Annotated in this window: 18 protein-coding genes; 15 read left to right on the top strand and 3 right to left on the bottom strand. The window is 29.6% G+C overall.

Annotated elements, in window-relative coordinates; translation table 11 throughout:
* The first annotated feature begins 4 nt into the window (after positions 1-4).
* The 7 genes from ACQRD5_RS01825 (at position 5) to ACQRD5_RS01795 (ending at position 9,237) form a co-directional block, all read left to right on the top strand.
* Positions 5-1,600 (top strand): PTS system mannose/fructose/sorbose family transporter subunit IID, encoded by a 1,596-nt coding sequence (locus ACQRD5_RS01825; RefSeq protein WP_291627545.1) that lies wholly within the window; start codon positions 5-7, stop codon positions 1,598-1,600.
* A gap of 27 nt (positions 1,601-1,627) precedes the next feature.
* Positions 1,628-3,454: a class I mannose-6-phosphate isomerase gene (locus tag ACQRD5_RS01820; protein WP_427746471.1), complete on the top strand. Its 1,827-nt coding sequence runs from the start codon at positions 1,628-1,630 to the stop codon at positions 3,452-3,454.
* Positions 3,455-3,502: 48 nt separating this feature from the next.
* A complete protein-coding gene (locus ACQRD5_RS01815) occupies positions 3,503-4,345 on the top strand; it encodes a MurR/RpiR family transcriptional regulator (protein ID WP_291627549.1) in 843 nt (280 codons plus the stop codon).
* A gap of 118 nt (positions 4,346-4,463) precedes the next feature.
* Positions 4,464-5,411: a class I mannose-6-phosphate isomerase gene (locus ACQRD5_RS01810; RefSeq protein ID WP_427746470.1), complete on the top strand. Its 948-nt coding sequence runs from the start codon at positions 4,464-4,466 to the stop codon at positions 5,409-5,411.
* Positions 5,412-5,683: 272 nt separating this feature from the next.
* Positions 5,684-6,811 (top strand): ABC transporter ATP-binding protein, encoded by a 1,128-nt coding sequence (locus ACQRD5_RS01805; protein WP_291627553.1) that lies wholly within the window; start codon positions 5,684-5,686, stop codon positions 6,809-6,811.
* Positions 6,811-8,400 (top strand): glycine betaine ABC transporter substrate-binding protein, encoded by a 1,590-nt coding sequence (locus tag ACQRD5_RS01800; protein ID WP_291627555.1) that lies wholly within the window; start codon positions 6,811-6,813, stop codon positions 8,398-8,400. The genes ACQRD5_RS01805 and ACQRD5_RS01800 overlap by 1 nt, the downstream gene beginning before the upstream one ends.
* A gap of 240 nt (positions 8,401-8,640) precedes the next feature.
* On the top strand, positions 8,641-9,237 hold the full coding sequence (locus tag ACQRD5_RS01795; RefSeq protein ID WP_291627557.1) for an ATP-binding protein: 597 nt from the start codon (positions 8,641-8,643) through the stop codon (positions 9,235-9,237).
* A 200-nt stretch (positions 9,238-9,437) separates the two neighbouring features.
* Here the strand turns inward: ACQRD5_RS01795 and ACQRD5_RS01790 are convergent, their stop codons facing one another.
* Both ACQRD5_RS01790 and ACQRD5_RS01785 read right to left on the bottom strand, forming a co-directional pair.
* Entirely contained in the window at positions 9,438-9,833 is a 396-nt protein-coding gene (locus ACQRD5_RS01790; protein ID WP_291627559.1) for a nucleotidyltransferase substrate binding protein, read from the bottom strand.
* Entirely contained in the window at positions 9,820-10,137 is a 318-nt protein-coding gene (locus tag ACQRD5_RS01785; protein ID WP_291627560.1) for a nucleotidyltransferase family protein, read from the bottom strand. The genes ACQRD5_RS01790 and ACQRD5_RS01785 overlap by 14 nt, the downstream gene beginning before the upstream one ends.
* Before the next feature lie 154 nt (positions 10,138-10,291).
* Here ACQRD5_RS01785 and ACQRD5_RS01780 point away from each other — a divergent pair, with 154 nt between their 5' ends.
* Both ACQRD5_RS01780 and ACQRD5_RS01775 read left to right on the top strand, forming a co-directional pair.
* Entirely contained in the window at positions 10,292-10,933 is a 642-nt protein-coding gene (locus ACQRD5_RS01780; RefSeq protein WP_291627563.1) for a histidine phosphatase family protein, read from the top strand.
* 80 nt (positions 10,934-11,013) lie between these two features.
* Positions 11,014-11,466 (top strand): GNAT family N-acetyltransferase, encoded by a 453-nt coding sequence (locus ACQRD5_RS01775; protein WP_291627565.1) that lies wholly within the window; start codon positions 11,014-11,016, stop codon positions 11,464-11,466.
* A gap of 185 nt (positions 11,467-11,651) precedes the next feature.
* Here ACQRD5_RS01775 and ACQRD5_RS01770 read toward each other — a convergent pair whose 3' ends face one another.
* The gene (locus tag ACQRD5_RS01770; protein ID WP_291627567.1) at positions 11,652-12,662 is read right to left on the bottom strand and encodes a helix-turn-helix domain-containing protein; all 1,011 of its coding nucleotides are present in this window, start codon (positions 12,660-12,662) and stop codon (positions 11,652-11,654) included.
* A gap of 236 nt (positions 12,663-12,898) precedes the next feature.
* Between ACQRD5_RS01770 and ACQRD5_RS01765 the strand changes: the two genes are divergently transcribed.
* The 6 genes from ACQRD5_RS01765 to ACQRD5_RS01740 all read left to right on the top strand — a co-directional run bounded on the left by ACQRD5_RS01765 (position 12,899) and on the right by ACQRD5_RS01740 (position 24,987).
* Positions 12,899-13,849, top strand: a complete 951-nt coding sequence (locus ACQRD5_RS01765; RefSeq protein ID WP_294169079.1) for an iron-hydroxamate ABC transporter substrate-binding protein — start codon at positions 12,899-12,901, stop codon at positions 13,847-13,849.
* Positions 13,836-14,828: a FecCD family ABC transporter permease gene (locus ACQRD5_RS01760; protein WP_291628562.1), complete on the top strand. Its 993-nt coding sequence runs from the start codon at positions 13,836-13,838 to the stop codon at positions 14,826-14,828. The genes ACQRD5_RS01765 and ACQRD5_RS01760 overlap by 14 nt, the downstream gene beginning before the upstream one ends.
* Positions 14,828-15,835, top strand: coding sequence for a FecCD family ABC transporter permease (locus tag ACQRD5_RS01755; RefSeq protein ID WP_427746468.1), 1,008 nt, complete (start codon positions 14,828-14,830; stop codon positions 15,833-15,835). The genes ACQRD5_RS01760 and ACQRD5_RS01755 overlap by 1 nt, the downstream gene beginning before the upstream one ends.
* Positions 15,836-15,837: 2 nt before the next feature.
* Positions 15,838-16,632, top strand: a complete 795-nt coding sequence (locus ACQRD5_RS01750) for an ABC transporter ATP-binding protein (protein WP_291628558.1) — start codon at positions 15,838-15,840, stop codon at positions 16,630-16,632.
* On the top strand, positions 16,629-17,960 hold the full coding sequence (locus ACQRD5_RS01745) for an MFS transporter (RefSeq protein ID WP_294169085.1): 1,332 nt from the start codon (positions 16,629-16,631) through the stop codon (positions 17,958-17,960). Before ACQRD5_RS01750 ends, ACQRD5_RS01745 begins: the two co-directional genes overlap by 4 nt.
* Before the next feature lie 538 nt (positions 17,961-18,498).
* Positions 18,499-24,987 (top strand): endo-alpha-N-acetylgalactosaminidase family protein, encoded by a 6,489-nt coding sequence (locus ACQRD5_RS01740; protein WP_427746465.1) that lies wholly within the window; start codon positions 18,499-18,501, stop codon positions 24,985-24,987.
* Positions 24,988-25,072: the final 85 nt, after the last annotated feature.

Here is a 25,072-nt window from a genome sequence, read left to right as displayed (position 1 = left end):
CATTATGTCATTGGTACAAGCTTTGTTAATAGCCATCGTAATGGGACTTTTACTTACTGAAAATTTAGGATATGGTCATATTCAAATTAGCCGTCCAGTATTTGCAGGACCTATTATTGGATTATTGATGGGAGACTTGCAAACAGGATTGATAGTTGGAGGAACAGTTGAATTAATGTTTATGGGTGTTTTCCCAGTTGGAGGTAGTGTACCACCAAATGCACAATTTGCAGGCATGATGTCAACAGTATTGGCTATAGCTAGTGGTAGCAAACCAGAAGTAGGTATTGCATTAGCATATCCAATAGGAGTATTTGCTCAATTCGTATTACTTCTTGACTATAATCTAAATTTAGTATTCATTCATGGAGCAGATAGAAAAATTAAAGAGGGAAATATTGATGCAGTAAATTCTCATTTATATATGTGTGTTTTAGGTATTTTCTTAACTTGGACATTTTCATCATTTTTAGGAACTTACTTTGGAGCAACATGGGTAGAAAGTTTATATAATACTTTACCAGAATTTATTAGAAGAGGCCTTAGTATAGCAGGAGGCATAATGCCAGCAATGGGAATGGCAATGCTTTTAAAGATGATGGATTTCAAAAAATTATGGTGCTTCTTTGCAATTGGATATGTATTATCAGCATATTTAGGCTTAAGCATATTAGCAATAGCTATATTAAGTATAGCTGTAGTTTTTGCTATATATATTTTAGGAAAGAAAGATGATGAAACAGAAGTTGAAGATGAAGTTGAAGATGAGGTTGAAGAAAAGAGTCAGATACCACAGAATTCTATACTAACTAAAAAAGATTTAAATAGAATAAATCTACGTTCATATCTTTTAGCAGCATGTTTAAATTATGAAAGATATCAAGGATTAGGTTATTGTTATACAATTTTACCAGCTTTAAAGAAATTATATAAAGGTGATGACTTAAAGGAAGCAGTTATTAGGAATACTGAGTTCTACAATTCTCATTTATGGGTTAATAATATTGTTGTAGGTGTTAGTGTTGCTCTTGAAGAACAAAGAGCATTAGGACAACCTATAACTGGGCAAGTTATTTCAGCTACTAAAGCAGGATTAATGGGACCTTTAGCAGGATTAGGAGATTCATTCTTCAAAGGTGTTGTAGTAACAATTACTGGAGCATTTGCAGCTTCTTTAGCTATTGATGGTAATCCTATTGCACCATTTGTTTTTATAATACCAAATTTAATAATATGTATATTAACTAAGTACTATGGAACAATGTATGGATATAAATTTGGTACAAAAGTTATTATGAAACTTAAGAAGAGTAATGTTATTCAAAAACTTATTGATTCCTCAACAATAGTTGGATTAATGGTTGCAGCTGGTTTAGTAACAAATTATGTAAAGATTTCTCTAACAAAAGTACTAAACTTTGGTGGAAAAGAAATAATTTTAGATGATTTAGTAAACTCACTACTCCCTAAATTATTACCTTATGCCATGGTATTTTTATACTATTATATTATTAAAAAATTCCCTAAGAAAGGATTATATATAACTTTAATATTAACATTTGTAATAGGTATTTTAGGTGCACTCTTTAATATTCTATAAATATTTAATATGAGGTGATTAATAAAAATGAGTTTTATGTTTAAGCCTTTAGATTATGATGATTATTCAGCCATTAATAGGCCTAAGATAATAAAAGATTATTCTTCAAGTATTGGATATGGAAATATAGAGGTAGCTAGAAAAATTGTTAATTGTATAGATAGTATAGTGGATAAAAAACATAAAGCCGTTGTTTTGATTGATGGGTATATTAGTGCTAATTTTAATTTATGTATTAATTTAATTACACAAATATTAGCTAAAGGTAGTTATAAATATAAGTTGTTTAATATGAAAAATTTATATAAAGATAAAGAAGAATTAGAGTATATGTTTAAAGAAAACTTACCTAAGAAGTCAGATGAAGATCCAGTATGTTTGTTTGGAAAAGTTTTTGATGGAACCTTTGATGATATATTTATAAAGGAAAAAGTTAAAGATACTTTAAACTATATAAATATGAATAAAGATGAAATACTAATATTATATGGACACGGAGCTGCATCTGACACCTTCAAAGATGTATCAGATTGGATAGTTTATATAGATATAACACCAAAAACAGCAGCAATAAGAGCTAGAGAAGGTAATTATTCTAATATTGGAGATGATTATGCTAGGCCATTTAATGAACTAATGAGAAGAAATTACTATATAGATTTTGAACTTGAAGTTAAATTGCGTAAGCAACTATTACAAGAAGATAAAATAGATCAATATATTTGTGGAGACCATGATAATAAATTACTTCTATTAAAAAAGGATGCTTTTAATGAAATTTTGAAAGAACTTAGTAAATATCCTTTTAGATGTAAACCTGTATATTTAGAAGGGGTATGGGGAGGAGAATATATACGTAAAGTCAGAAATTTAGATGTTAAAGCAAATAATATGGCTTGGATTTTTGATATGATCCCAATGGAAGTAAGTGTTTTAGTAGAGTATAAGGATAATATCTTTGAATTCCCTTTTGCAACATTTTTTAACAAATATCCTTATGATATAATGGGAGAAGAATGTACAAAAAGATTTGGTGGATATTTCCCAATAAGATGTAATTATGATGATACATTTCACAGTAATGGAAATATGTCAATACAAGTACATCCAAATGGTGAATTTATTAAAGCTAATTATAATGATAAAGGAAGTCAAGATGAAGCATATTATGTAATTGCTACTGGTCATGATGCTAAGACTTATGTTGGATTCAAAGAAGATGCAGATACTGATGAATTCTTTAATAAGGCACATGAATCAGAGATAAGTGGTAAGGATGTTGATTACAAGAAATACATTAATAATATACCATCTACACCAGGTAGACAAATAATGATTCCAGCAGGAACTATACACTCATCAGGACAAAATCAATTTATTCTAGAGCTAGGTAGCCTAACAATAGGCTCATATACTTTTAAAATTTATGATTATAATAGGTTAGATAGTGATGGAAATAAGAGACCAATACATTTGATTAATGGTAAGAAAGTAGTAGATAGAAATAGAAGAACTAATTGGGTAAATAATAATATAGCAATTGAACCTATTTTAACTGAAGAAGGAGTAGGATATAGAGAATATCTTGTAGGAAATACAGATTTAATGTACTATCAAACAAAGCGTGTTGAGATACAAACAGGCCATAAAGCAAGTTTTAAGAATAATAATCAATTTACTATTTTAACTTTAGTTGATGGTGAAAAAGCTAGTATTTATTCTAAAGAAAATCCAGATTTAAAATATAATCAAAATTATTTAGATATTGTTATTGTTCCAGCATCAATCCATGAATATGTTATAGAAAATAAAGGCTATCAACCTATAGTTGTTCATAAAGTTATGTTAAAGTAAAATTACTTAGTTTGAAAAATATAGTATAAAACAGAAAAGAGGAGTCTTATGGACAGTCTAATTTTAATTAAGAAAAATTATGATTTAATGACAAATACAGAAAAAATTATTGCAGACTATATATTGAATAATAATGATAAGTTTATAAAAGCAAATATACATGATATGGCAGAAGAATTGAATATTTCATCAGCATCAATTTCAAAATTTGTAAAGAAATATTGCGATAAAACCTTTGCTCAATTAAAAATAGAATTAGCAACTAATATTGAAAAGGAAGCTTACTCTAGAACAAATGAGATCTTCAACTGGGCTAATTCAATTGAAGAGATGCCAAATAATATAATGAACAGTATTTTAAAAATTTGTAATGATGTATATAAAATGAATGGAATAGATCAATTTATTAGTGCAATTGAATTGATTAATAATGCAAAATCTGTATATTTCTTTGGTATAGGCTCCTCTAGTATAATAATTTCTGATTTTATACAAAAGCTAATGCGTATAAAAAAACTGTGTATTTATAATACAGATAGTAATTATGGAGTTTTAAATGCTAGAATTGCAACTTGTGATGATATTATAATAGCAGTTTCCTTTAGTGGAAAAACTAAAGAAGTAAATTTAGCAGTTAAAGAGGCTAAAAAAAGTGGAGCAAAGTGTATTGCTATAACTAGAAATTCAAATAGTGAACTTGCTGAATTAGCTGATTTAATACTTGTAGTTCCAAGTACAGAGCTTAATGCAACAAGATTATCACCGATTTTTTCAAGATATGGCCAACTATTTATAGTAGATATATTATTTCTTGGTTTAGCAAAAAAGCAGACAGACTCCTTAGAAGAACTTTTGAGTGAATACCAGTCTATATTAGCTAAATTAAAATAATATTTATTAGAAAAATTACACTAAGCTCCCTTCATAATATTTTTGAACTCAATTTTGAATATACAAATTCATTAATTAATGAAAGTTAAATTGTTAATTTAGAAAATGGGTGAGTAGAATGGAAGAAATATTAATTTTAAAAAAGCCACCATTAAATATGGAAGCAATTTGGGGGGATGGTACCTTAGTTAGAAGATATAATCTTGATGTTTCTCCCAATATAGATGTTAATAAATGCCCATTAGGAGGATTTGGAAGTGATTGTATAATAACTAATGGGAAATATTCAGGAAAAAATTTAAAGTGGCTATATGAAAATGATCCTTTATATTTTGGAAAGAAAGATGAAAGAAAATATGATGATATTATGTCTATATCATTAAATGCTTGTTTTGCATCAGAAAATTTAAGCGTTCAGGTTCATCCTCGTGAAGAGTGGGCTATGAGAAATCTTGGAATGCATGGTAAATCAGAATGCTGGTATTTTCAAGAAACTACTCCAAACAATACTGTTATTTTTGGATGTAATGCTAAATCCTTGGAGGAGTTAGATGATTACATTAAAAATGGGATGTGGGAAGAATTATTAATAAGACATCCAATTGAACCAGGCTCTTTTTATGCTATAAAAGCAGGAACTATTCACTCAATCCAAAAAGGTAGCTTTTTTATAGAAATCTCTAATCCATGTCCTATAACATATAGGATTTATGACTATGATCGTTTAGATAGTAATGGAAATAAAAGAAAATTAGATATTGAAAATGCAAAGAAAAATATATTAATACCAGATGAATATATAGAGTTCGAAGAAAAAGTTACTCAATATGGATCCATTAAGGAACGATTTATGGCAGATAATGAGGATTATTCTGCTTGGCTTTATAAGGTAGATGGAAGGGGAAAAATTCCAAGGAAAAAACCTTTTTGCGGATGTTTTGTTATTACTGGAGAAGGTACTATTAATGGAATAAAGATAAAAGCTGGAGAAAGCTTTATGGTAACAAGACATTGTGATGAATTCACCCTAGAAGGAAAGATGGATATAATTGCATGTCATGGATAAGTATATAAGATATTTTAAGAAATAAAAGAAACATGACTAAAAATAATTTTATTATTAAAAAAACATTTATTTTAGAAACTCCTACGGGAGTTTTTTTCTTTAACTTTAAACTATTAATATACTATAGTAGCACTAGGTTACTACTAAATTTATTGTTTTTAAGCAGAATTAAATTTAAAATATTCATAAAATTTTGACTAACTGACAACTTAAGAGTATAATAAAAGTTGTTGTATAAAAATGAGAATTTTGGGTGATAAAGGAGGTTTATTATGATAGAGTTTAAAAATATTAAAAAAAGCTATAAAAATAGTATTGTTTTAGAGGATTTTAATTTAAAGATAGATAAAGGTAATTTAGTTGTTTTAATAGGTTCTAGTGGTTGTGGAAAAACTACTTTGCTTAAGATGATAAATAGATTAATTGAGCCTACATCAGGAGATATATTTGTAGATGGTAAAAATAATAAAGATGTAGATCCAATAGAATTAAGAAGAAGTATAGGATATGTTATACAACAAACTGGATTATTTCCACATATGACAGTTAAGGAAAATATAGAAATAATTCCAAAGCTTATGGGAAGATCTCAAGAAGAAATAGATAAAAAAACAGTAGAACTATTTAATATGGTAGGTTTAGATCCTGAAAAGTATAGTGATAGATATCCAGTAGAACTAAGTGGAGGACAACAACAAAGAGTTGGAGTTGCCAGAGCCTTTGCAACAGATGCAGAAATAATATTGATGGACGAGCCTTTTAGCGCTTTAGACCCAATAACTAGAACAGAGCTTCAAGAGCAATTGTTTAATATTCAAAAAGAATATAAAAAGACTATAGTTTTTGTAACACATGATATGGATGAAGCACTAAATTTAGCTGATAAGATATGCATATTAAAGGATGGAAAAATTCTTCAATATGATACACCAGAAAATATATTAAAAAATCCAGCAGGAGAATATGTAGAAGAATTCGTTGGTAAGAATAAGATTTGGACAAAGCCTGAAATGATAAAGGCAGTAGATGTTATGATTACAAATCCTATTACAGTTAATCCTAAGAGAAATCTTCTTCAAGCAGCTCAAATTATGAGAGAAAAGAAGGTAGATAGTTTACTTGTTATCAATAAGGTAGGAAAGCTACTAGGATATGTAACATTAGAAAATATTCAAAGAGTAGAAAATAAGAATATTTTAGTAGAAGAAATTATGAGTAGAGAGCCTGTTTGCGTTTGTGGAGACAAAACATTACCAGAATTATTAGAAGTATTTAATAATTTAAAGAAGGGATACTTACCTGTATGTAATGATGAGGGTAAACTATTAGGACTTGTTACAAGAAGTAGTTTAATTTCAGTTTTAAGCAGTCAGTATATAGAGAACGGGGGGAATAACTAATGAGTAAGTTTTTAGAACAGTTAGCAGTAAGAAAAACAGAAATATTATCACTTCTAGCTAAACATATAGAATTAACCATAATTGCTGTTTTAATTGCAGTAGTTATAGGTGTCCCACTAGGGATTTTTATAACAAAGAATAAGAAAGTTGCTAATATAGTTATTGGATTTGCAAATTTAGTACAAGCTATTCCCAGTTTAGCTATACTAGGATTTTTAATTCCAGTTATAGGGATAGGATCAGCTCCTGCCATTACAATGGTAGTACTATATTCAATGTTACCTCTTATTAAAAACACATATACAGGTATAACAAATATAAACCCAGATATGTTAGAAGCAGCTAAGGGATTAGGTATGACCAATGGACAAACTCTTAGATTAATAAAAATTCCACTGGCAATGCCAGTAATTATGGCTGGTGTAAGAATGGCAGCAGTAACAGCTGTAGGACTTATGACCATTGCAGCCTTTGTAGGGGCAGGAGGACTTGGATATTTAGTATATTCAGGAATTCAAACTGTAGATAATAACTTAATCTTATTTGGTGCGATTCCAGCAGCAATATTAGCATTATTTATTGATTGGATAGCAGGAAAAATAGAAAATGCAACTATGCCTAATGGAATAAAGAGAGCAGATGGAAGTATGAAGGTTAAAAGAGGAAAGAGAATTTCTAAAAAGAAAAAGAAATTATATACTATTATTACTTCTGTAGCAGTTTTAGTATGCTTAATCTTACTTATTGTTCCTAAAGTAGCTTCAATGAATAAGAAAAAGATAACTGTTGGTTCAATGAATTTCTCAGAACAATTAATTTTAGGTAATATACTTTCACAATTAATTCAAGATAAAACAGATTATGAAGTAGAGGAACAATTAAATCTTGGTGGTAGTCAAGTAACCTTTACTGCAATTAAATCAAGAGAAATAGATTTATACGTAGAATACTTAGGAACAGCTTATGTAACTATGTTGAAAATTGATGAACCTAATTCAGATACACAAGAAGTATATAATATAGTAAAAGAAAGATTCGCAAAAGAATTTGGAATAACAGTATTAAATCCTTTAGGCTTTAATAACACCTATGCAATGGCTGTAACAAAAGAAACAGCAGAAAAATATAATTTAAAAACAGTTTCAGATTTAGCAAAAGTATCAAATCAATTAACTCTTGGACCAACAATCCAGTTCCCAAATAGAGAAGATGGATTAATTGGACTAGAAAAAACTTATAATATGAAATTTAAAGCAGTTAAGCCAATGGAAACAGGTTTAAGATATACAGCACTTAATAGTGGAGAAACAGATGTAACTGATGCATTTACTACAGATGGACTAATAGAAAAGTTTGATTTAGTAGTATTAGAAGACGATAAGAAATTCTTTCCACCATATGATGCAGTTACAGTTGTAAAAGAAGAAACCTTAGAAGAATATCCAGAACTTGAAGAAGTTATAGGATTATTAGATGGATTAATCACAGAAGAAAAAATGATAAAAATGAATTATGAAGTTGATGAAAATAAGAGAGACCCAAAAGATGTTGCTATAGAGTTCTTAAAAGCAGAAGGACTTATAAAATAATGAAGAATGCATTATGCATTTATTAAAGTGCATTATGAATTAGAAAAAGTTTCGCTTCATAGCGGAGCTTTTTCTTTACCCCTATCTCTTCACTATTACTTCTTCACTTTTACTTCTTCACTCTTACTTCTTACCTATTCCTAGAATATACATTGAAATTATTCTGAATTATTGATATAATAAATATCTATTTTGAAAAAACAATTCACTTTTTAGATAGAATTTTTTGGAGGGTTTACTATGCCAAAGAGAATTGCCATTTTAGGTGGGCCAAGATGTGGAAAGACTACATTAATACAACAACTTTATGTTGAAATGAAAATTAGAGACTTAAATGTTGGAGTAGCAACTGAATATAGCACTGACTATTTAAGAGATAAAGGAATGATTGAAAATATAGCAGAGCAATATGGAATATATTTAGGACAACTTCACATTGAAAACAGCTTAAATGACTTTGATTATGCAATTACAGATTATGCAACTTTTGTTCCATACATATATGGAAGATTCATGCTTGGAGATAAAAAAAGAACAAGCAAGGAAATAGAAATATTAAAGGATTTATACATATTAGCATTAAGAGATTTACCAAAATACGATCACATATTCTTTGTACCAAGAGAATTTGGTTATACTAAGGATGGAGTAAGATGGCAAGATGAAGAAGTTGCTCAAGCAGTGGACAACGCTATCTTAAGTTTCTTAGAAGCTGAAAATGTTAATTATCAATTAATTACAGGCTCAACTAAAGAAAGATCAGAAAAAATCTTAGAAATACTTGACTTAGCAGATGAAGATGACGAAATAGATGTTAATTTAGATATGGCCAAATAAGGGGTTCCTATTAGAGGAATCCTTTTTTAATTCTATTTGATATATTGCAGTAAGTTATTAACAATAAAATAAATTTTATTAACTGAAAATTGTGAATAAAATAGTATTTATTGTTGATAATTTTCAGATTTTTTTAAAAATAAACATAAAAAATATATAATACTATAAAAAATAAAGGTGCTATAGTAATAACACCTTTATTATAAAAGTTTTTCCAAATTATCTATTAATTCACTAATAGCAGCAACATATTGATTTTTTATTCTATCTGCAATTTCTTCAGCCATACTTTCATTATAAATGTGAGAAGTTGAGTTTCTGTCTTCTAAAAGATTAATCCAAACCTTATCATCAGAAATTAAATTATTGACATATGCCTTTTTAAATATTGTTCTTGGAAAAGAGTTTTCTAAAGTAACACCTAAATACTTCATAAATTCCTTTAAAGTCTTATGAGTTAGCTCATAAGTAAATTCAAATCTTTGAATTAATGAATCTCTAATTATATCGTTATTTCCATCATATATATCACTAACTTCTTTAAGTTTACTATATGCTTTCTTTAAATTCATATATTTAAATTCAACATTTCTCATATATAGGGATTCCCTCTCTTTCAACTTGTTCTATGAAAAAACTATCATCTATTTCATTAATATTAGTAAAATCAAATTCCAGTAATGTACTTGTATTATTTTCTATATCATATATAAAATCTGATAAATCAAATGAATAATCATCAATATATATTGCTAAATCTATATCACTTTTAGGTGAATTATCCTTACGAGCCCTAGAACCAAATAAGAGAATTTTACGAATGCTTTTATATTTACTTGCTATTTCATAAATTTCTTCTACTATTTTTTTATCTAAATTAAATTCAACATTAGTAAGCAAAATTACACCTCCTATATTATTAACAAAATACTACTTTTATATAATATTATATACATAATTAATAATTAATTAAATAAGCAATTTAACTTTTAATATTAAGTATTTCTTATAGAGTGTATAATATAAGAAGAAATTAGAATTTATGGAGGGATATATGACAAAGTTATATTTAACAAGACATGGTGAAACAGAGTGGAATGAAGAAGGTAGAATGCAAGGCTGGGGAAATTCACCATTAACTGAATTAGGAAAAAATCAAGCAATATGGCTTAGAGAAAGAATGAAAGATTTACATATTGATGTTATATATTCAAGTCCTATAGGAAGGGCTTATAATACTGCTAAAATTATTAGAGGGGATAGAGATATTCCTTTAATCTGCCATGATGGATTGAAAGAAATGAGTTTTGGTGATTGGGAAGGTCAGGATCAAGAAACTATTAAATCTATGGAAAAAGAAAATCACTTTAATTTTTGGAATGTACCATCAAAATATATTCCTACAGGAAATGGGGAAACCTTTAATGAAGTTAAAGAAAGGTCCTTTAAGACTATAAATGATATTTTACAAAAAGAAAAGGGAAAAACTATTTTAATAGTAACTCATACTATTACTTTAAAATCTTATTTAACTGAATTAGAAAATAAAGATATAGACACTTTGTGGGACCATCCATTTATAAAGCAGACAAGCCTTACAGAAATAAACTTTACAGAGTATGGATATGAAATTCCACTAGTAGCTTGTATGGAGCATCATAAGTATTCTAAGAAGGAATATAATGAGTTTGAGTAAGATATAAATTATATCTTATATATGTTAGTACTGAAGGAAGAAATTCAGGCTAGCTGAATTTCAAAAAAGGGGGAAGTTTTTTGAATAAAGACTTAATTTTAGAGAAAATAAATGAGAGTAATTTTATTGAATGTTTCAATTTAAAACTTGGAGAAGGACAAAATAAATTTGTATCACATCCAATTCGTAGTTTAGCTCAAGCTTATGTATATTATAATCAATGTACACCTTTTGGAATTTATAAGGGTAATGTAATGGTTGGATATGTTATGGTTATTTATGATTATGATGAAGAAACATATAATATTTGGCATATGATGATTGATGAGAAATATCAAGAGAAAGGATATGGAACTGAAGCATTAAAATTAGCTTTAGATTATATTAAATCTAAGCCTTTTGGAGAATCAAACAAAGTTATGTTAACTTGTAATATAGATAATTCTCATGGAATTCACATCTATGAAAAGGTTGGCTTTAAAGATACAGGTGAACGTGATGATAACGAGATGGTTATGAAATTAGAGCTATAATCTTTAAGAGTATATAAGTCTGTTTTAGAAAATTGTTGTTATTAATTATAAAGCTATTAATAGATACATTAATATGAAATAACAACAACATTTTAAAACAGAAGCCTATATAAAAAAAGTATTACTAGGATTATATTAGTAATACTTTTTCTATTTCTATATTGTACATAAAAATACAATCTATTTTAGTCTAAATTCTTATGTTTCCTGAAGGCAAGGGGAGTTTTACCATGAACCTTTTTAAACATCTTTACAAAGTTTCCACTATAATTGTAGCCCAGAATTTTAGCAATTTCATCTACGCTTAATTCTGTTGTAGATAATAAATTTTCTGCCATGGTCATTCTAATAGAATTAGTATATTGGCTAATGGACATATGATATTTTGCAGAAAAGCCTGCCTTTAACTTTTGTTCATTAAGAAAAACCCTTTTACTTAAGCTCTTAATAGTAGGTGGGTTACAAGCTTCTTTTGTTAAAATATCATAAGCCTTTTGTATTGCCTTAGCATCAGAGGCTGTTAGCTTTACATATCTATCTTTTCCTATCTTTATATCACCATAATTTAATTGATTAGTGAAAGCATTTTGTGGAGATGAATAAATCTCTTTAGAAATTAAGTCAATAGATTCTATAATTTTACTTTCTAAATATAAGGGAGTTAATTCATCAACTTCTGCTAAGCTTCTTAGATTTTGAATAATTGATGCTATTTCCAGGGGCAAATAACGATAAGTATAATTATAAATAAAATTACTTAAATCAATAGTGTTTTTAAAATTAGGATTAATTATTTCATCAAAATACTTTTTGTAAATTGTTATTTCTGCACCATGAAAGTGTTGTCCCTTTTTCCAAAGCTGACTTCCTTTAAGTCCTTTCTCTACAATAAAGAAAGAAGAAGGAGTAAAGGAAGATACAGGATTATTTTCTATTTTAAATTTGGTTTCTCCAGTATAAACAGTTCCAAAACGGATAAATTCTTCTTTGTGATCGAAGGAAAGGGAAAAATCTTTTGCAATTGTATAGTCCCCAATGCCAAAGTCATAATATCCTTCTCTAGAATATTTAATAAAATGTCCAAGGTCAGGTCTATGGGCATTTTTATATAAAGTGTAATTTTCCGTAGGGAAAGAAGTAAAGGTCATTTTATTCAAAACCATTTCTTGAAATTCCTTTGTTGTCTTATAAATCATTGGATCTCCTTCTTAATAATTAATAATTTTTTTGTACATTTACATTTTTAAATTATATTTGAGAATAATATTATTAAGTAGGTATTATAACACAATTTTATTATAATAGATGATAAAATTATTAAATTAGGTGCAAGTGTTGTATTGAGAATGAATATCATATACAATTCAACAGGAGAAAAGAAATGTTTAAAATAATTATAAAAAATAATCACCAAATATGATGGAGGTATAATATGAAAAGAAATATATTAAAGACTTTAGTAGCTACATGCATGACAGCAGTAATGTTAGTAGGTTGCGGAGTTAATGGTGGTACAAGTAATGATAAAACTTCAGAAAAGACAGTAACAGTTACAGACGTTAGAGGAGAAGTGGAAATACCAGCAGAGCCTCAAAGAATAGTAGATTTAAGTGGAAATAGTGATATATTATCAATTTTAGGATATAAAGTTATAGGAACAGCTAATAGTGATGCTTATGATTACACTAAGTTTCCTTCATATTTAGAAGAAACATTAAAGGGTGCTGAAATATTAGGATATAGTATGCAAGATACTATGGATGTAGAAGCAGTTATGAACTTAAACCCAGACTTAATCGTTATATCAACAGTTCAAGAAAAGATGTATGATCAATTAAGTGAAATTGCACCAACAGTTATGATTCAATTAGAAGCATTAAATTGGAAAGAAGATGTAAAGGCATTTGCAAAAGTATTTAATAAAGAAGATGCAGCAAACAAATGGTTAGCAGATTATGAAGCAAAAGCAAAGGAAGCTGGAGAAAAGATTAAATCAGAATATGGTGAAGATACTACATATCTTTCATTCTTAGCAAGTGGTGGTCAATTCTTCGTATTTGATGGAGCAGGATTTGGTAGTGTTTTATATGAAGATATGGGACTTAAGAAACCAGAAGGAATGCCAGAACAAAGTGATATAAGCCTTCCAGTTGTAACTTATGAAGGATTAGCATCAATTAAAGCAGATTATATATTTGCAATTGCAACAGCAGAAGACTTAGCACAATTACAAAGCAATGCAATATGGAATAGCTTACCTGCAGTTAAAGAAGGAAAGGTTGTAATATTAGATTCATCACCATACTTTAACCAAGGATATAGCTCAATTGGAAGAGAATTATTAGTAAATGAAATAGGTGACATGTTAAATGAAACAAAGTAAGAAACATACAGCAATATTTGTAATATGTAGTTTGTTACTTTTAATAGGAGGACTGGTTCTAGCTGTAAGGCTAGGATCAGTTCATATTGGTTTTTCAGACATTTTTGACAGTATTTTTAATTATAGTGAAACCTTAGAACTTATGTTAGTTAGAGATGTTAGAATTCCAAGAGCACTTTCTGTATTATTAACAGGAGGAATTTTAGGAGTAACAGGCGCAATGATTCAAGGTGTTACTAGAAATCCAATAGCTGAACCTTCTATTTTAGGAGTAAGCCAAGGAGCTACTTTAGTAATAGCCATATTTTATGCAACAGGAATTGCAATAAATACGAAAAATGTAATGATAGCTTCATTTATAGGAGCATTAATAACAGGAATTATTGTTTTAGGATTTATATCTAAAAAAGCAAATAATAATTCTATTGCAAAGATTCTTTTAGCTGGTACAGCTATGAGTACATTTTTTATTTCTTTAACAACAATAATTGGACTTTTATCAAATCAATCACAAATGATAGGATTTTGGGTGTCAGGTGGTTTTAGAAATGCTAGTTGGGCAGATTTTAAGCTAGTATTTTTTGTAGGAATTATAGGACTTATTATAGCAATTTTATTATCACCTAAAATAAATATATTAAATCTTGGAGATGATGTGGCAATTGGACTTGGTGAAAAACCAGAAAAAATAAGATTTACAACTCTTATGGTTATGATACCTATGTGTGCAGCAGCGGTAGCAGTAGGTAAAAACATTGCCTTTGTAGGCCTTATTGTGCCACAAATAGTTAGAAAAATCTTAGGAGAAGATTACAGAAGAAATATACCTTGTTCCTTTTTGCTTGGTGCAGTTTTACTAACTTATGCAGATATTGCAGCAAGAATGTTATTTGACCCATATGAAACTCCAATTGGAGTATTTACAGCCTTAATTGGAATACCATTTTTCATAGCAGTTGCAAGAAAGGAGAGGGGATAATGAAAAAAAATAAATTTAAAATAACATTAACAATTTTATTAATTTTACTAGTTATCTCTTTTGCAGTTACATTATGCTGGGGAACATACAAGGTATCAGTTTTAGATGTTATAAAAACTCTTCTTGGAAATGGAACAAGACTTCAAAATACAGCAATTTTAAGTATTAGACTTCCAAGATTATTAGTTGGAGTATTTGTAGCCATTGCATTATCAACTGCTGGTGCAATACTTCAAACAATAACTAAAAATGATTTAGCTGATACAGGAATAATAGGAATAAATGCTGGAGCAGCTGTTGCAGCAGTAATATTTATTACTTATCAAACAGGAAATTATTATGCAGAGCTTGGACAGCTTTCCATATTTGTATTACCTCTAATGGCAATTATAGGAGCAGCAGTTTCTTCATTTATAATATATATGCTATCAAGTAGAAATGTAATAAGGCCAAAGAGACTTTTACTTATAGGTATAGGATTAAATGCAGGATTAAATGCTTTTATTACCTTCTTTACTTTTAGAGGAGGAGTTGGAGATTACAATAGAGTTTTAGTTTGGACATCAGGAAGTCTTTGGGGATCAGGCTGGAGCTATGCAAAGGTAATAATACCAATAGTAACTTTGATGTTTATATTAGTTTTATTAAATTATAAAAAATTAGATGTATTAAGTCTTTCAGATGAACTAGCTATTTCACTAGGTTTAAATATAGACAGAGAAAGAAAAAAGTTTTTAAGCTTTGCAGTTATTTTAGCAGGAACAGCTACAGCCTTTGCAGGAAATATAGGCTTTTTAGGACTTATATCTCCACATATTGCAAGGAAGCTGGTAGGTCCTTATCACAAAAAGTTTATAGTGATATCAGCAATTATAAGCGTTATTATAGTTCTTCTTGCAGATGCAGTTTCAAGAAATTTATTTTCACCAATTGAAATTCCTGTGGGGATAACAGTATCAATATTTGGAGTACCATATTTTATTTATTTAATGATGAAGGAGAAATAATTATGGAAGCTATTAGTGTAAATAATTTAAGTGTTGCTTATGAAAACAATACTATAATTGAAAATATGAACTTAACAATACCAAAGGGTAAAATAAGTATAATAATTGGAGCTAATGGGTGTGGAAAATCCACTTTGCTTAAGACTATAGCTAGAATTAATAAGCCTAAAAGTGGAGATATATTTATAAATAGCAAAAATATAAAAAAGATAAAAGAAAAAAACATAGCTAAAGAAGTTGCTTTTCTTCCACAGGGACCAGTTTGTCCAAGCGGGCTTACAGTAAGAGAATTAGTAGCCTATGGAAGATTTCCTCATCAAAAAATCATAGGTGGCCTTAATAGTCATGATAAAGATATTATTGACTGGGCAATAAAAGAAACTGGACTTTCTGAATTTGCTGATAGAGAAGTTGAAAATTTATCAGGGGGGCAAAGACAAAGAGCTTGGATTGCTATGACCTTAGCTCAAGAAACAGAAATAATAATGCTAGATGAGCCAACAACTTACTTAGATATGTCTTATCAGCTTGAAGTCTTAGAAGTACTTCAAAAATTAAATAGAGAAAAAAATATTACAGTAGTTATAGTGTTACATGAGCTTAATAATGCTTGTAGATTCGCAGATAATATAATTGGTCTTAAAAAAGGTAAGATTATTTGTGAAGGAAAGCCACTAGAGGTAATTAATAAGGAAAATTTAAAAGAAATCTACGGAATAGAAGCCAACCTTCAAAAAAGTGAAAATGGACTATATCCAATATGTATGGATTATGAACTTCTTAGGGGGGAAGCATGAAAAATAAAAACTTTATAATAATAGTAATAGGGCAAATTATCTCCCTATTTGGAAATGCCATTCAAAGATTTAGTATGTCTTTATATTTATTAGAATTTACAGGTAGTGCTGCTACCTTTGCAAATATATTAGCAATATCAACTATACCTTATATTTTATTTGCACCTATTGCAGGCATGTTATCAGATAAGGTAAATAGAAAAAAGATAATGGTATATTTAGATTTCTTCTGCTCAATATTAATAGGAATATACGCTTTTATACTATTACAAGGTAGAGATCATGAATTAATAGTAGCTACAGTTATGTTTGTATTATCAATTTGCTATACCTTATATGGACCAGCAGTAACAGCATCAATACCACAAGTTGTAGAAGAAGATAAACTTACATCTGCAAATGGAATAATAAATCAAGTAGGATCAGTTGTAAATTTTGTTGGCCCAATATTTGCAGGAGTATTATATGGATTAGTAGGAATAAATGCAATTGTTATAATAAATGCAATAAGCTTCTTATTATCAGCAATAATGGAATTATTCTTAGAAATTCCAGATGTAAAAACAGAGGTAAAAGTAGATAAAAAATGTAATGAAATATATAAAATGGATGTAGATAATGAAATAAATAAAATAAATGAAGAGAATATAAAAGAAGAAAAAATATTCTCTCTAGCATTTATAAAGAATTCATTTGTAGATATGAAAAAGAGCTTCATATATTTAAAGAAGGAAAAGAAAATTATACTTGGAATTATAGCTTCCTATGCCTTATGCAATATATTCTTAGTGCCAATACTATCGATAATTGCACCCTACTTTATAAATATATTCTTAGGGCTACCTTCACAAGTATACGGAATAGTAGAAGGTATATGCGTATTAGGAATGATACTAGGTGGACTATGGATAACATTAAAACCAAATATGTTTTCTATTAAAAAAGTTCACTATACATATTTCCCAATGATAATAGGGATTACAGTAATGTCCACATTGACAAGCATTAAAGCAAGCAACTACACATTGGCTGCTTTATTTGCCATAGGGGGTATGGCAATTATGCTGTCACTATCCTTATCAAATGTTTTAACACTAACCTTTATACAAAAGGAAGTACCACAGGATATGTTAGGAAGAGTATCTGCCTTTTCAGTGGCAGTTGCAACAATAAGTGTAGCTCCAGGGCAATTATTATATGGACAAATTATAGAGCTTGGAGTACCCATAGGACTAATATTGTTTATGACGGTACTAGCAAGTATTGGGCTTTTAATCTTTGTTAAGTGGAACGTTAGGGAAATGAAGAATGTAGAATGTAAAATGTAGAATTAAGGAGTAAATTCCTCCAGAGTCGGAATTTAGAAATGAAGTTTCTCTTTTGCATTCGCAAAATCTAAATGAAAGAATGAAAAAATTAAGGATTGAATTCCTTCGGAATTTATAGTTTTTATAACTCAGCTTCTCTGAGTTATTTCAATAATTGTTCATTATCAATTATACATTATGCATTTGAAAATTGTTAGACCCCAGGGGAAAGAATCCCCTGGGGTATTAATATAGCAAAATATTATAACTTTTAAACAATATAACAATATAATTGATGAAGATAGTGTAATATAATAACCATATATTGGATACACAAAAGATGAATATATTATATAATTTGTAGCATATTAGAAATTCAAAACTCATAAAAAGTAAATTCATATTGAAATCTAGAAGCTATAAAGTTAAATAATTATATTTAAGAACTTATGATGATATATGCAAGGTTTGAGATAAAAATAATTTTGTGAAGGGAGGCCTTAAGAAATTTAATAGAAATCTAGGATATTTATAAATTTAAAAAAGGGGAAGGTAAGTAATGGGTAGTATTAGAAAGAAAAGTGTGAAGAGGTTTTGCTCTGCATTAATTGCACTTACTGTATTTTGTACATGTATATTTCCATCATTGCATGTTTTAGCTGTAATAAAAATGGTGGCACATTTAAAGGCAGGAAGTGGTAATGGAAATGGTCATTTTGGGAGTGCCACCCCAGAGGCTTTTGTATTGTCAGATAAAAAAGATATTACAAATGAGTCAATTAGCTTTCAGATGAAAATAGGAAGTACTAAAAATAATACAAGATTTCGTTTTGTAACAAAATATGTAGATGATAATCATTGGGGATATGTTGGATATGATGGAGCAACAGGTTGGTTTATAGAGTATAAAAATGGTGGTTCAGGATATCCATCAGTTAGTGGTCTACCAGAATTAAATAAAGATGATATTGTAAGCATTAGCGCAGTATATCAAGAAAGTGGACTTAAATTAAAGGTAGAAAATAAGACAAGTGGAAAAAGTGGAGAAGCTTTAATTAATACAGCTGAATTTATCAGTTTAAAGAATCAAAAGGGACAAATAGGATTTGGAGGAGCTAGATATCAAGAAGAATATACTGACATATATTTTTCTGACGTATTAGTTGGAGATAGTAACTATAATTCATGGATATTATATAAAGATAATCTTGCAGGACAAATATGGGAACCATCAGTAAAACTTCCAGGAGAAGAAGAGGAAGTACCATCTGAACAAGGACAAAAATGGTTTGTCTTATCAGGGGGTTCTAATAATGTTGGTGGACATTCTTATGGTAATGCAAATGCAAATGCACCAGTTTTATTATTAGATAATGATAAGAAGATGGAGAATTCAGGAGCAATTTCATTAAAGATAAAGCCAAGTAATAACTGGGGAGTTTTTTATAGTTATGTAAACGATAGCAACTGGTTATATGTTGGATACGATGCTACTAGTAAGTGGTATTACCAATATAATTTAGATGGAAGTGGTTCTTATCCAGCTATTCCAGGACTTCCTGCACCTGTTGAAGGTGAAGAATTACAAATGTCTATATCATTAAGCAACGAAACTTTATCAGTAACAGTTAATGGAGTTACCTCTAGAGTTACGAATCAATCTTTAATTCAATTTGCCAATAAGAATGCTGGAAAAGGAAGATTTGGTGTAAAAACAAATGGAGCAACAACAATTTCTTTTGCAGATGTAAAATACAATAATATAAATTGTATGGATGATAATTGGGTATTTTGTGCAGAAAGACAAGGGCAAAAATTTGAAGAAAAGATATCAAAACTTGTACCTGTATCAGGAACTGTATTAACACAAGATAAGAATCCAATTTCAGATGCAGTTGTACGTATAGGAGCAAAGTCAACAAAATCAGATGCAAATGGTAGGTATCAGTTTGATGGGTTAGAAATAGGAAAATATAATATAGCAGCTACAAAAGCAGGCTATGAAGCTTATTCTAAAGAAGTAAATATTGAAGACAAAGATAATAAAATAGACATTATATTAGAAGAAAAGTCAGCTATAGATTTAACACAATATGATACTATAGCATCAAATAAAATGAAAGTATATATTGGGAAGGGCTTTCCAATTGTTGCTAGATATCAAATTCTTGAAAATGGAGTGGAAGTAAAAAATAAATATTTCCGTGGCAATGAAACTAATCTTAATAGCATAGCAATTAATGGTGTTAAAATTGAACCAACTATGATAGCTATAGAAAATTCAGAGGACTCCAGAGTATATTCAATGGATGTTAAAAATACTGAAAACAATATTAATTTAGAGATGAAAGTAAAAATTAGCGTAAAAGAAAATGATTTAACATGGGAAGTAATAGATATAAAGAAGGCAGAAGGCTCTGCTAAAATCAAAACAATTGATGTACCAGGATTAAATCTTTTAACAATAGATGCAGTAGAAGAAGGTGCTAATTTTGCAGGTGCAAAAGCATCTACAACTACTACAGTAAGTGGGGATTCTTATATAGACTTTGAACATGGATTTATTCCATCAGAAAAAGATTCCTATTTATATGGCTTCCTTACAAATGGAAGGTTAAGTGCAGGTCTATTTAGTAATTCAGAAGCTGAAGGAGACAAACGTGTTGTTAGGAATAATGGCGCTGATACAATAAGCCTTACAAGTGCAGCTTGGTATTATGAATTAGGAGATAAGAATGGGCAAGCTGCAGCTAGCAGATACGAAGCGTATCCAGTAAGTGATTTACCATGTACAAAGGTAGCTATTGCAGCAGACGAAAATGGTGATGGAGATATTGATTGGAATGATGGAGCACTTGCATTCCGTGATATTATGAATGTTCCATATAAATCAGAAGTTGTAAAAGATGTTGTTAATCATCGTATAGTTATGAATTTTGCAAGTATGGCATCTAATCCATATTTAACAACAGCTGATAATATTAAAAAGGTATATCTTGCAACAGATGGCCTTGCACAATCAATTTTATTAAAAGGATATGGTAATGAAGGACATGACTCTGCTAATTCAGAATATGCAGATATTGCAGAACGTGAGGGGGGAGTAAAGGATTTCCAAAGCTTAATTAAAATTGCCCATGACTACAATGCTGAAATTGGTATTCATATAAATGCACAAGAAGCATATCCAGAAGCAGCTTCATTTAATGAAGATATGTTAGCAAAACCATTTTCAAGAGGTTGGGGATGGCTAGACCAATCACATGTAATTGATAAACTTTGGGATTTATCAAGCCAAGCAAGATGGAAACGTCTTGTACAATTATATGATCGTATTAATGGAACTCACTTTTATAATAGAGAATGGCCATTAGCAGTAGAAAATTCAAAAGGAGAAGTAACTGCAAGCAAGGAAGAAATTAAAGCAGATGCTGAAAAACGTGAAGATAATATGGACTTCATTTATCTAGACGTATGGTATCAAGATACCTGGGAAACAAGAAATGTAGTAAAAGAAATCAATTCACTTGGCTGGAGATTCTCAACAGAGTTTAGTGGAGTAGGAGAATATGATTCTACATGGCAACACTGGTCTACAGATGCAGCTTATGGTGGAGCAAGTGCAAAAGGCTTTAATAGTGATATAATTCGTTTCATAAGAAATGATCAGAGAGATTCTCAAGTGTTAAACTACCCATCATATAGAGGAACAGCAGATAATCCATTGCTTGGAGGATATAGATTATATGGCTTTGAAGGCTGGGGTGGAGATAAAGATTTCAATAGATATATTTTACAAACCTTTAATCAAAATTTACCTACTAAATTCTTACAACATTACTATATAACAGATTGGGAGAATTATGAAAAAGGAAAATCACCTGTAGGAAATCATGAAAAACAAATTAAATTAAAAAATGATGCAGGAGACGAAGTTGTTGTAACAAGAAATGAAGCACAAAGACAAGATGATAATATTGAACGTACAATAACTTTAAATGGAAAAGTAGTATTAAATGATGTTACCTACTTATTACCATGGTCAGATGAAAATGGATCCGAAAAATTATATCACTGGAATTTAGATGGTGGAAAAACTACATGGCAACTTCCAGAGGGATGGCAAAATCTTGGAAATGTTGTAATGTATGAGCTTTCAGATCAAGGACGTATAAATGAAGTAAATATTCCAGTAAGTAATGGAGATATAAGCTTAGATGCTAAGGCTGCTACAGCATATATATTAGTAAAAGGTGCAGAAATTAAAGAGCTGAAAAATCATTTTGGTGAATTAGATTACGTAGTAGATCCAGGCTTTAATGGATATGCAGTTGGAGAAAAATTATCTTCACATATATGGACAGGAGATATAGAAAATGAAGCAATTGTAATACAAAAAGCAAATACTGGAGATCAAAGATTAGCATTTAATAGCCCTACAGAAGATGTAAATGTAAGTACTACTATTTCAGGTCTAACTAAGGGTACTGAATATGTAGCAGAAATATACGTTGAAAATAACAGTAATGCAAAGGCATTTATTAAGGTAGATGCTGGAGATAAGATAGTTTCTAATTATACTGAAGCTTCTATTTTAAACAACTATGTGCAATCTGATCAAAAGAATGGAAGTAAAATGCAACGTATGCAAGTTTCATTTACAGCAGAAAAAGAAACTGCAGATTTAATTATTTCAAGAGAAATTGGAGAAGGTTCTACTTATGTTGACGATATTCGTATAGTAGAGAAGTCTTTAAATAACTTGCAAAAAGATGGAACATTTAAACAAGATTTCGAAACAGTAGTACAAGGCTTATATCCATTTGTATTAAGTTCTGCACAAGGTATTTCAGATCCAGTAACACATTTATCACAATTACATGAACCATATACACAAGCAGGCTGGAATGGAAGAGTAATTGATGATGTAATTTCAGGAAATTGGTCATTAAAGCATCATGGAGCAAATACTGGAATTATTTATCAAACACTACCACAAAACTTCCGTTTTGAAGCAGGTAAAGTATATAATGTAGAATTTGATTATCAATCAGGACCAGATAAAGCATATGCTATGGTAATTGGAGATGGAAAAAATTACACAGCTCCTACAGCAGACCAATATCTTGCACAGGCCTTAGGAGAAACAAAACATGTTAATATGCAAGTAATAGGAAGTGGAAGTGGACAAACTTGGATTGGTCTTTATGAAAGTGGAAGCAAAGCAGGAAGTGGTCCTATGGGACAAACAGATTTTGTTCTTGACAATCTTGTAATTAAAGAAGACAAAGAGGCTGTTGCTGTTACACTTTCAAGCTTAAATCTATATAAAGGTGAAATAGCTAAAATTTATGGTAGTAGTTTAGATAAAATAAACTGGACTTCAAGTAATGAAGAGATAGCAGTTGTAGATAAAGAAGCTAATATTATAAAGGCATTAGGAGCAGGAAATGTAACTATTACAGCAAAGCTTCCAGAGGAAAGAGAAGTTGTATTTGAAATGAAAATTTCAGATGAAGTTGTAATAGATATTCCAAGAGAAGAATTCCCTGAAATAACTTCTACTGCAAACACTGAACAACCAACAGGAGAACCAGAAGGAAGTGGAGTAGCCTCTGCAGCTACAGATGGAAGCTCTTCTACTTACTGGCACTCCAATTGGTCAGAAGGCTTTACAGTTAGTTCTGAAAATCCTGCTATTCTAACAGTAGATTTAGGAAAAACAATAGAAATTGAAGGCTTTAAATTCCAACAAAGAGTAAATGGAAGTAATGGTGTTATACAAAAATACAGATATGAAATCTTAGATGCAGAAGGAAATGTCATTAAGAATTCAGAATCCATAACACTTTCAGATGCAGAAACTCAAGGTGGAGCATGGGTTACTTCTAGGCTTAGTAAAGAAGTAAATGCAAAAACAATAAAAATATATGTAGAAAATGGCAGAGGTAATTTTGCAGTAATAACAGAAGTTTCTCCAATCCGTATACAAAAGGTTGCAGATACAGCAACATTAGAAGATTTAACAATTAATATGGGCGAAAAAGTGAAGATGACTCTACAAAGTCCAAAGAATACAATTCTAAAAGGTATTGTATGGAGTTCTTCAGATGAAAATATTGTAAAAGTAAATCAAAATGGTGTTATTACAGGAGTAAATGTAGGAACTTCTAAGATAACAATAACAAATGCAGCTGGGTTAAGTGAAGAAGCTATAGTAACTGTTAAAAAAGATAGCTTCGATTATACAGCATTAGAAGAAGCTATTACAAATTCTGAAAAGATAGAATTAGTTAAATATGAAGATGGAGCAGAAAAAGATGCTTTTGTAAAAGCATTGGCATCAGCAAAGGGTTTAATTAATAATGCTACTTCACAAGAGGAAATTGATATTGTTATTAAAAATCTTTCAGAGGCACAAGGAGCATTAAAATTACTACAAGTTCCAGAAGAAGTTAATAGAAATGAATTAGGAAAGGCAATAGAAGCAGCTGAAAAGATAGACTTAGATAAATACAAAGATGGAGAAGAAAAAGATAACTTTGTAAATGTATTAAAGGATGCTAAGGAAGCATATAAAAATGCAGCAACACAATCTGCAATAGATAAGGCTTTATCAACTCTTAAGAGTGCACAGGATAAGCTTATAAATATAGAAAAGCCTGAAGCTAATAAGGTAGATAAATCTAAGCTAGAAAAGTTCTACAAAGAAGTCTTAGCATATTATAAAGAAGGAAATCATTCAAAGGAAAACTGGAGTAAATATCAAGAAGCACTAAAAGCAGCTGACAAAGTTATTAATGATAAAAATGCAACAGAAAAAGAAGTAGATGAAGTATTAAAAGCTCTTATTAATATTACAAAGGCAATGAATAAGGAGCTTAAAAAGACTGAGGATACTAGTAGTAATAACACATCAAAGCCTCCAGTAGCACCAAAAACACAAGATAACACAAATATTAATATATTAATATTTGGATTAGCATTTAGTCTAGTTGCAATTGCTGGATTAACTATAAAAAGAAAAAAGAGTAAAGAAATAATGTAAAGATGCATTAGAGGATAATTATAAGAGGAAATGCTTAAGGGGAAATTCCCCTTAGGCATTTTTCTTTAGCACATAAAATCCTATA

This window comes from Clostridium sp. SGI.024, assembly GCF_050315195.1.
GTDB lineage: Bacteria > Bacillota > Clostridia > Clostridiales > Clostridiaceae > Clostridium.
The sequence above is the reverse complement of the archived record's forward strand: the minus strand, read 5'-3'. Positions and strand labels throughout refer to the sequence as shown.

Excerpts from the sequence above, each read along its gene's own strand:
- ACQRD5_RS01825 (WP_291627545.1), top strand. The coding sequence starts at position 5 with ATGTCATTGGTACAAGCTTTGTTAATAGCCATCGTAATGGGACTTTTA.
- ACQRD5_RS01815 (WP_291627549.1), top strand. The coding sequence starts at position 3,503 with ATGGACAGTCTAATTTTAATTAAGAAAAATTATGATTTAATGACAAAT.
- ACQRD5_RS01750 (WP_291628558.1), top strand. The coding sequence starts at position 15,838 with ATGGAAGCTATTAGTGTAAATAATTTAAGTGTTGCTTATGAAAACAAT.
- ACQRD5_RS01790 (WP_291627559.1), bottom strand. The coding sequence starts at position 9,833 with ATGAGAAATGTTGAATTTAAATATATGAATTTAAAGAAAGCATATAGT.
- ACQRD5_RS01745 (WP_294169085.1), top strand. The coding sequence starts at position 16,629 with ATGAAAAATAAAAACTTTATAATAATAGTAATAGGGCAAATTATCTCC.
- ACQRD5_RS01805 (WP_291627553.1), top strand. The coding sequence starts at position 5,684 with ATGATAGAGTTTAAAAATATTAAAAAAAGCTATAAAAATAGTATTGTT.
- ACQRD5_RS01765 (WP_294169079.1), top strand. The coding sequence starts at position 12,899 with ATGAAAAGAAATATATTAAAGACTTTAGTAGCTACATGCATGACAGCA.
- ACQRD5_RS01760 (WP_291628562.1), top strand. The coding sequence starts at position 13,836 with ATGAAACAAAGTAAGAAACATACAGCAATATTTGTAATATGTAGTTTG.
- ACQRD5_RS01755 (WP_427746468.1), top strand. The coding sequence starts at position 14,828 with ATGAAAAAAAATAAATTTAAAATAACATTAACAATTTTATTAATTTTA.
- ACQRD5_RS01810 (WP_427746470.1), top strand. The coding sequence starts at position 4,464 with ATGGAAGAAATATTAATTTTAAAAAAGCCACCATTAAATATGGAAGCA.
- ACQRD5_RS01770 (WP_291627567.1), bottom strand. The coding sequence starts at position 12,662 with ATGATTTATAAGACAACAAAGGAATTTCAAGAAATGGTTTTGAATAAA.
- ACQRD5_RS01820 (WP_427746471.1), top strand. The coding sequence starts at position 1,628 with ATGAGTTTTATGTTTAAGCCTTTAGATTATGATGATTATTCAGCCATT.
- ACQRD5_RS01740 (WP_427746465.1), top strand. The coding sequence starts at position 18,499 with ATGGGTAGTATTAGAAAGAAAAGTGTGAAGAGGTTTTGCTCTGCATTA.
- ACQRD5_RS01800 (WP_291627555.1), top strand. The coding sequence starts at position 6,811 with ATGAGTAAGTTTTTAGAACAGTTAGCAGTAAGAAAAACAGAAATATTA.
- ACQRD5_RS01795 (WP_291627557.1), top strand. The coding sequence starts at position 8,641 with ATGCCAAAGAGAATTGCCATTTTAGGTGGGCCAAGATGTGGAAAGACT.
- ACQRD5_RS01780 (WP_291627563.1), top strand. The coding sequence starts at position 10,292 with ATGACAAAGTTATATTTAACAAGACATGGTGAAACAGAGTGGAATGAA.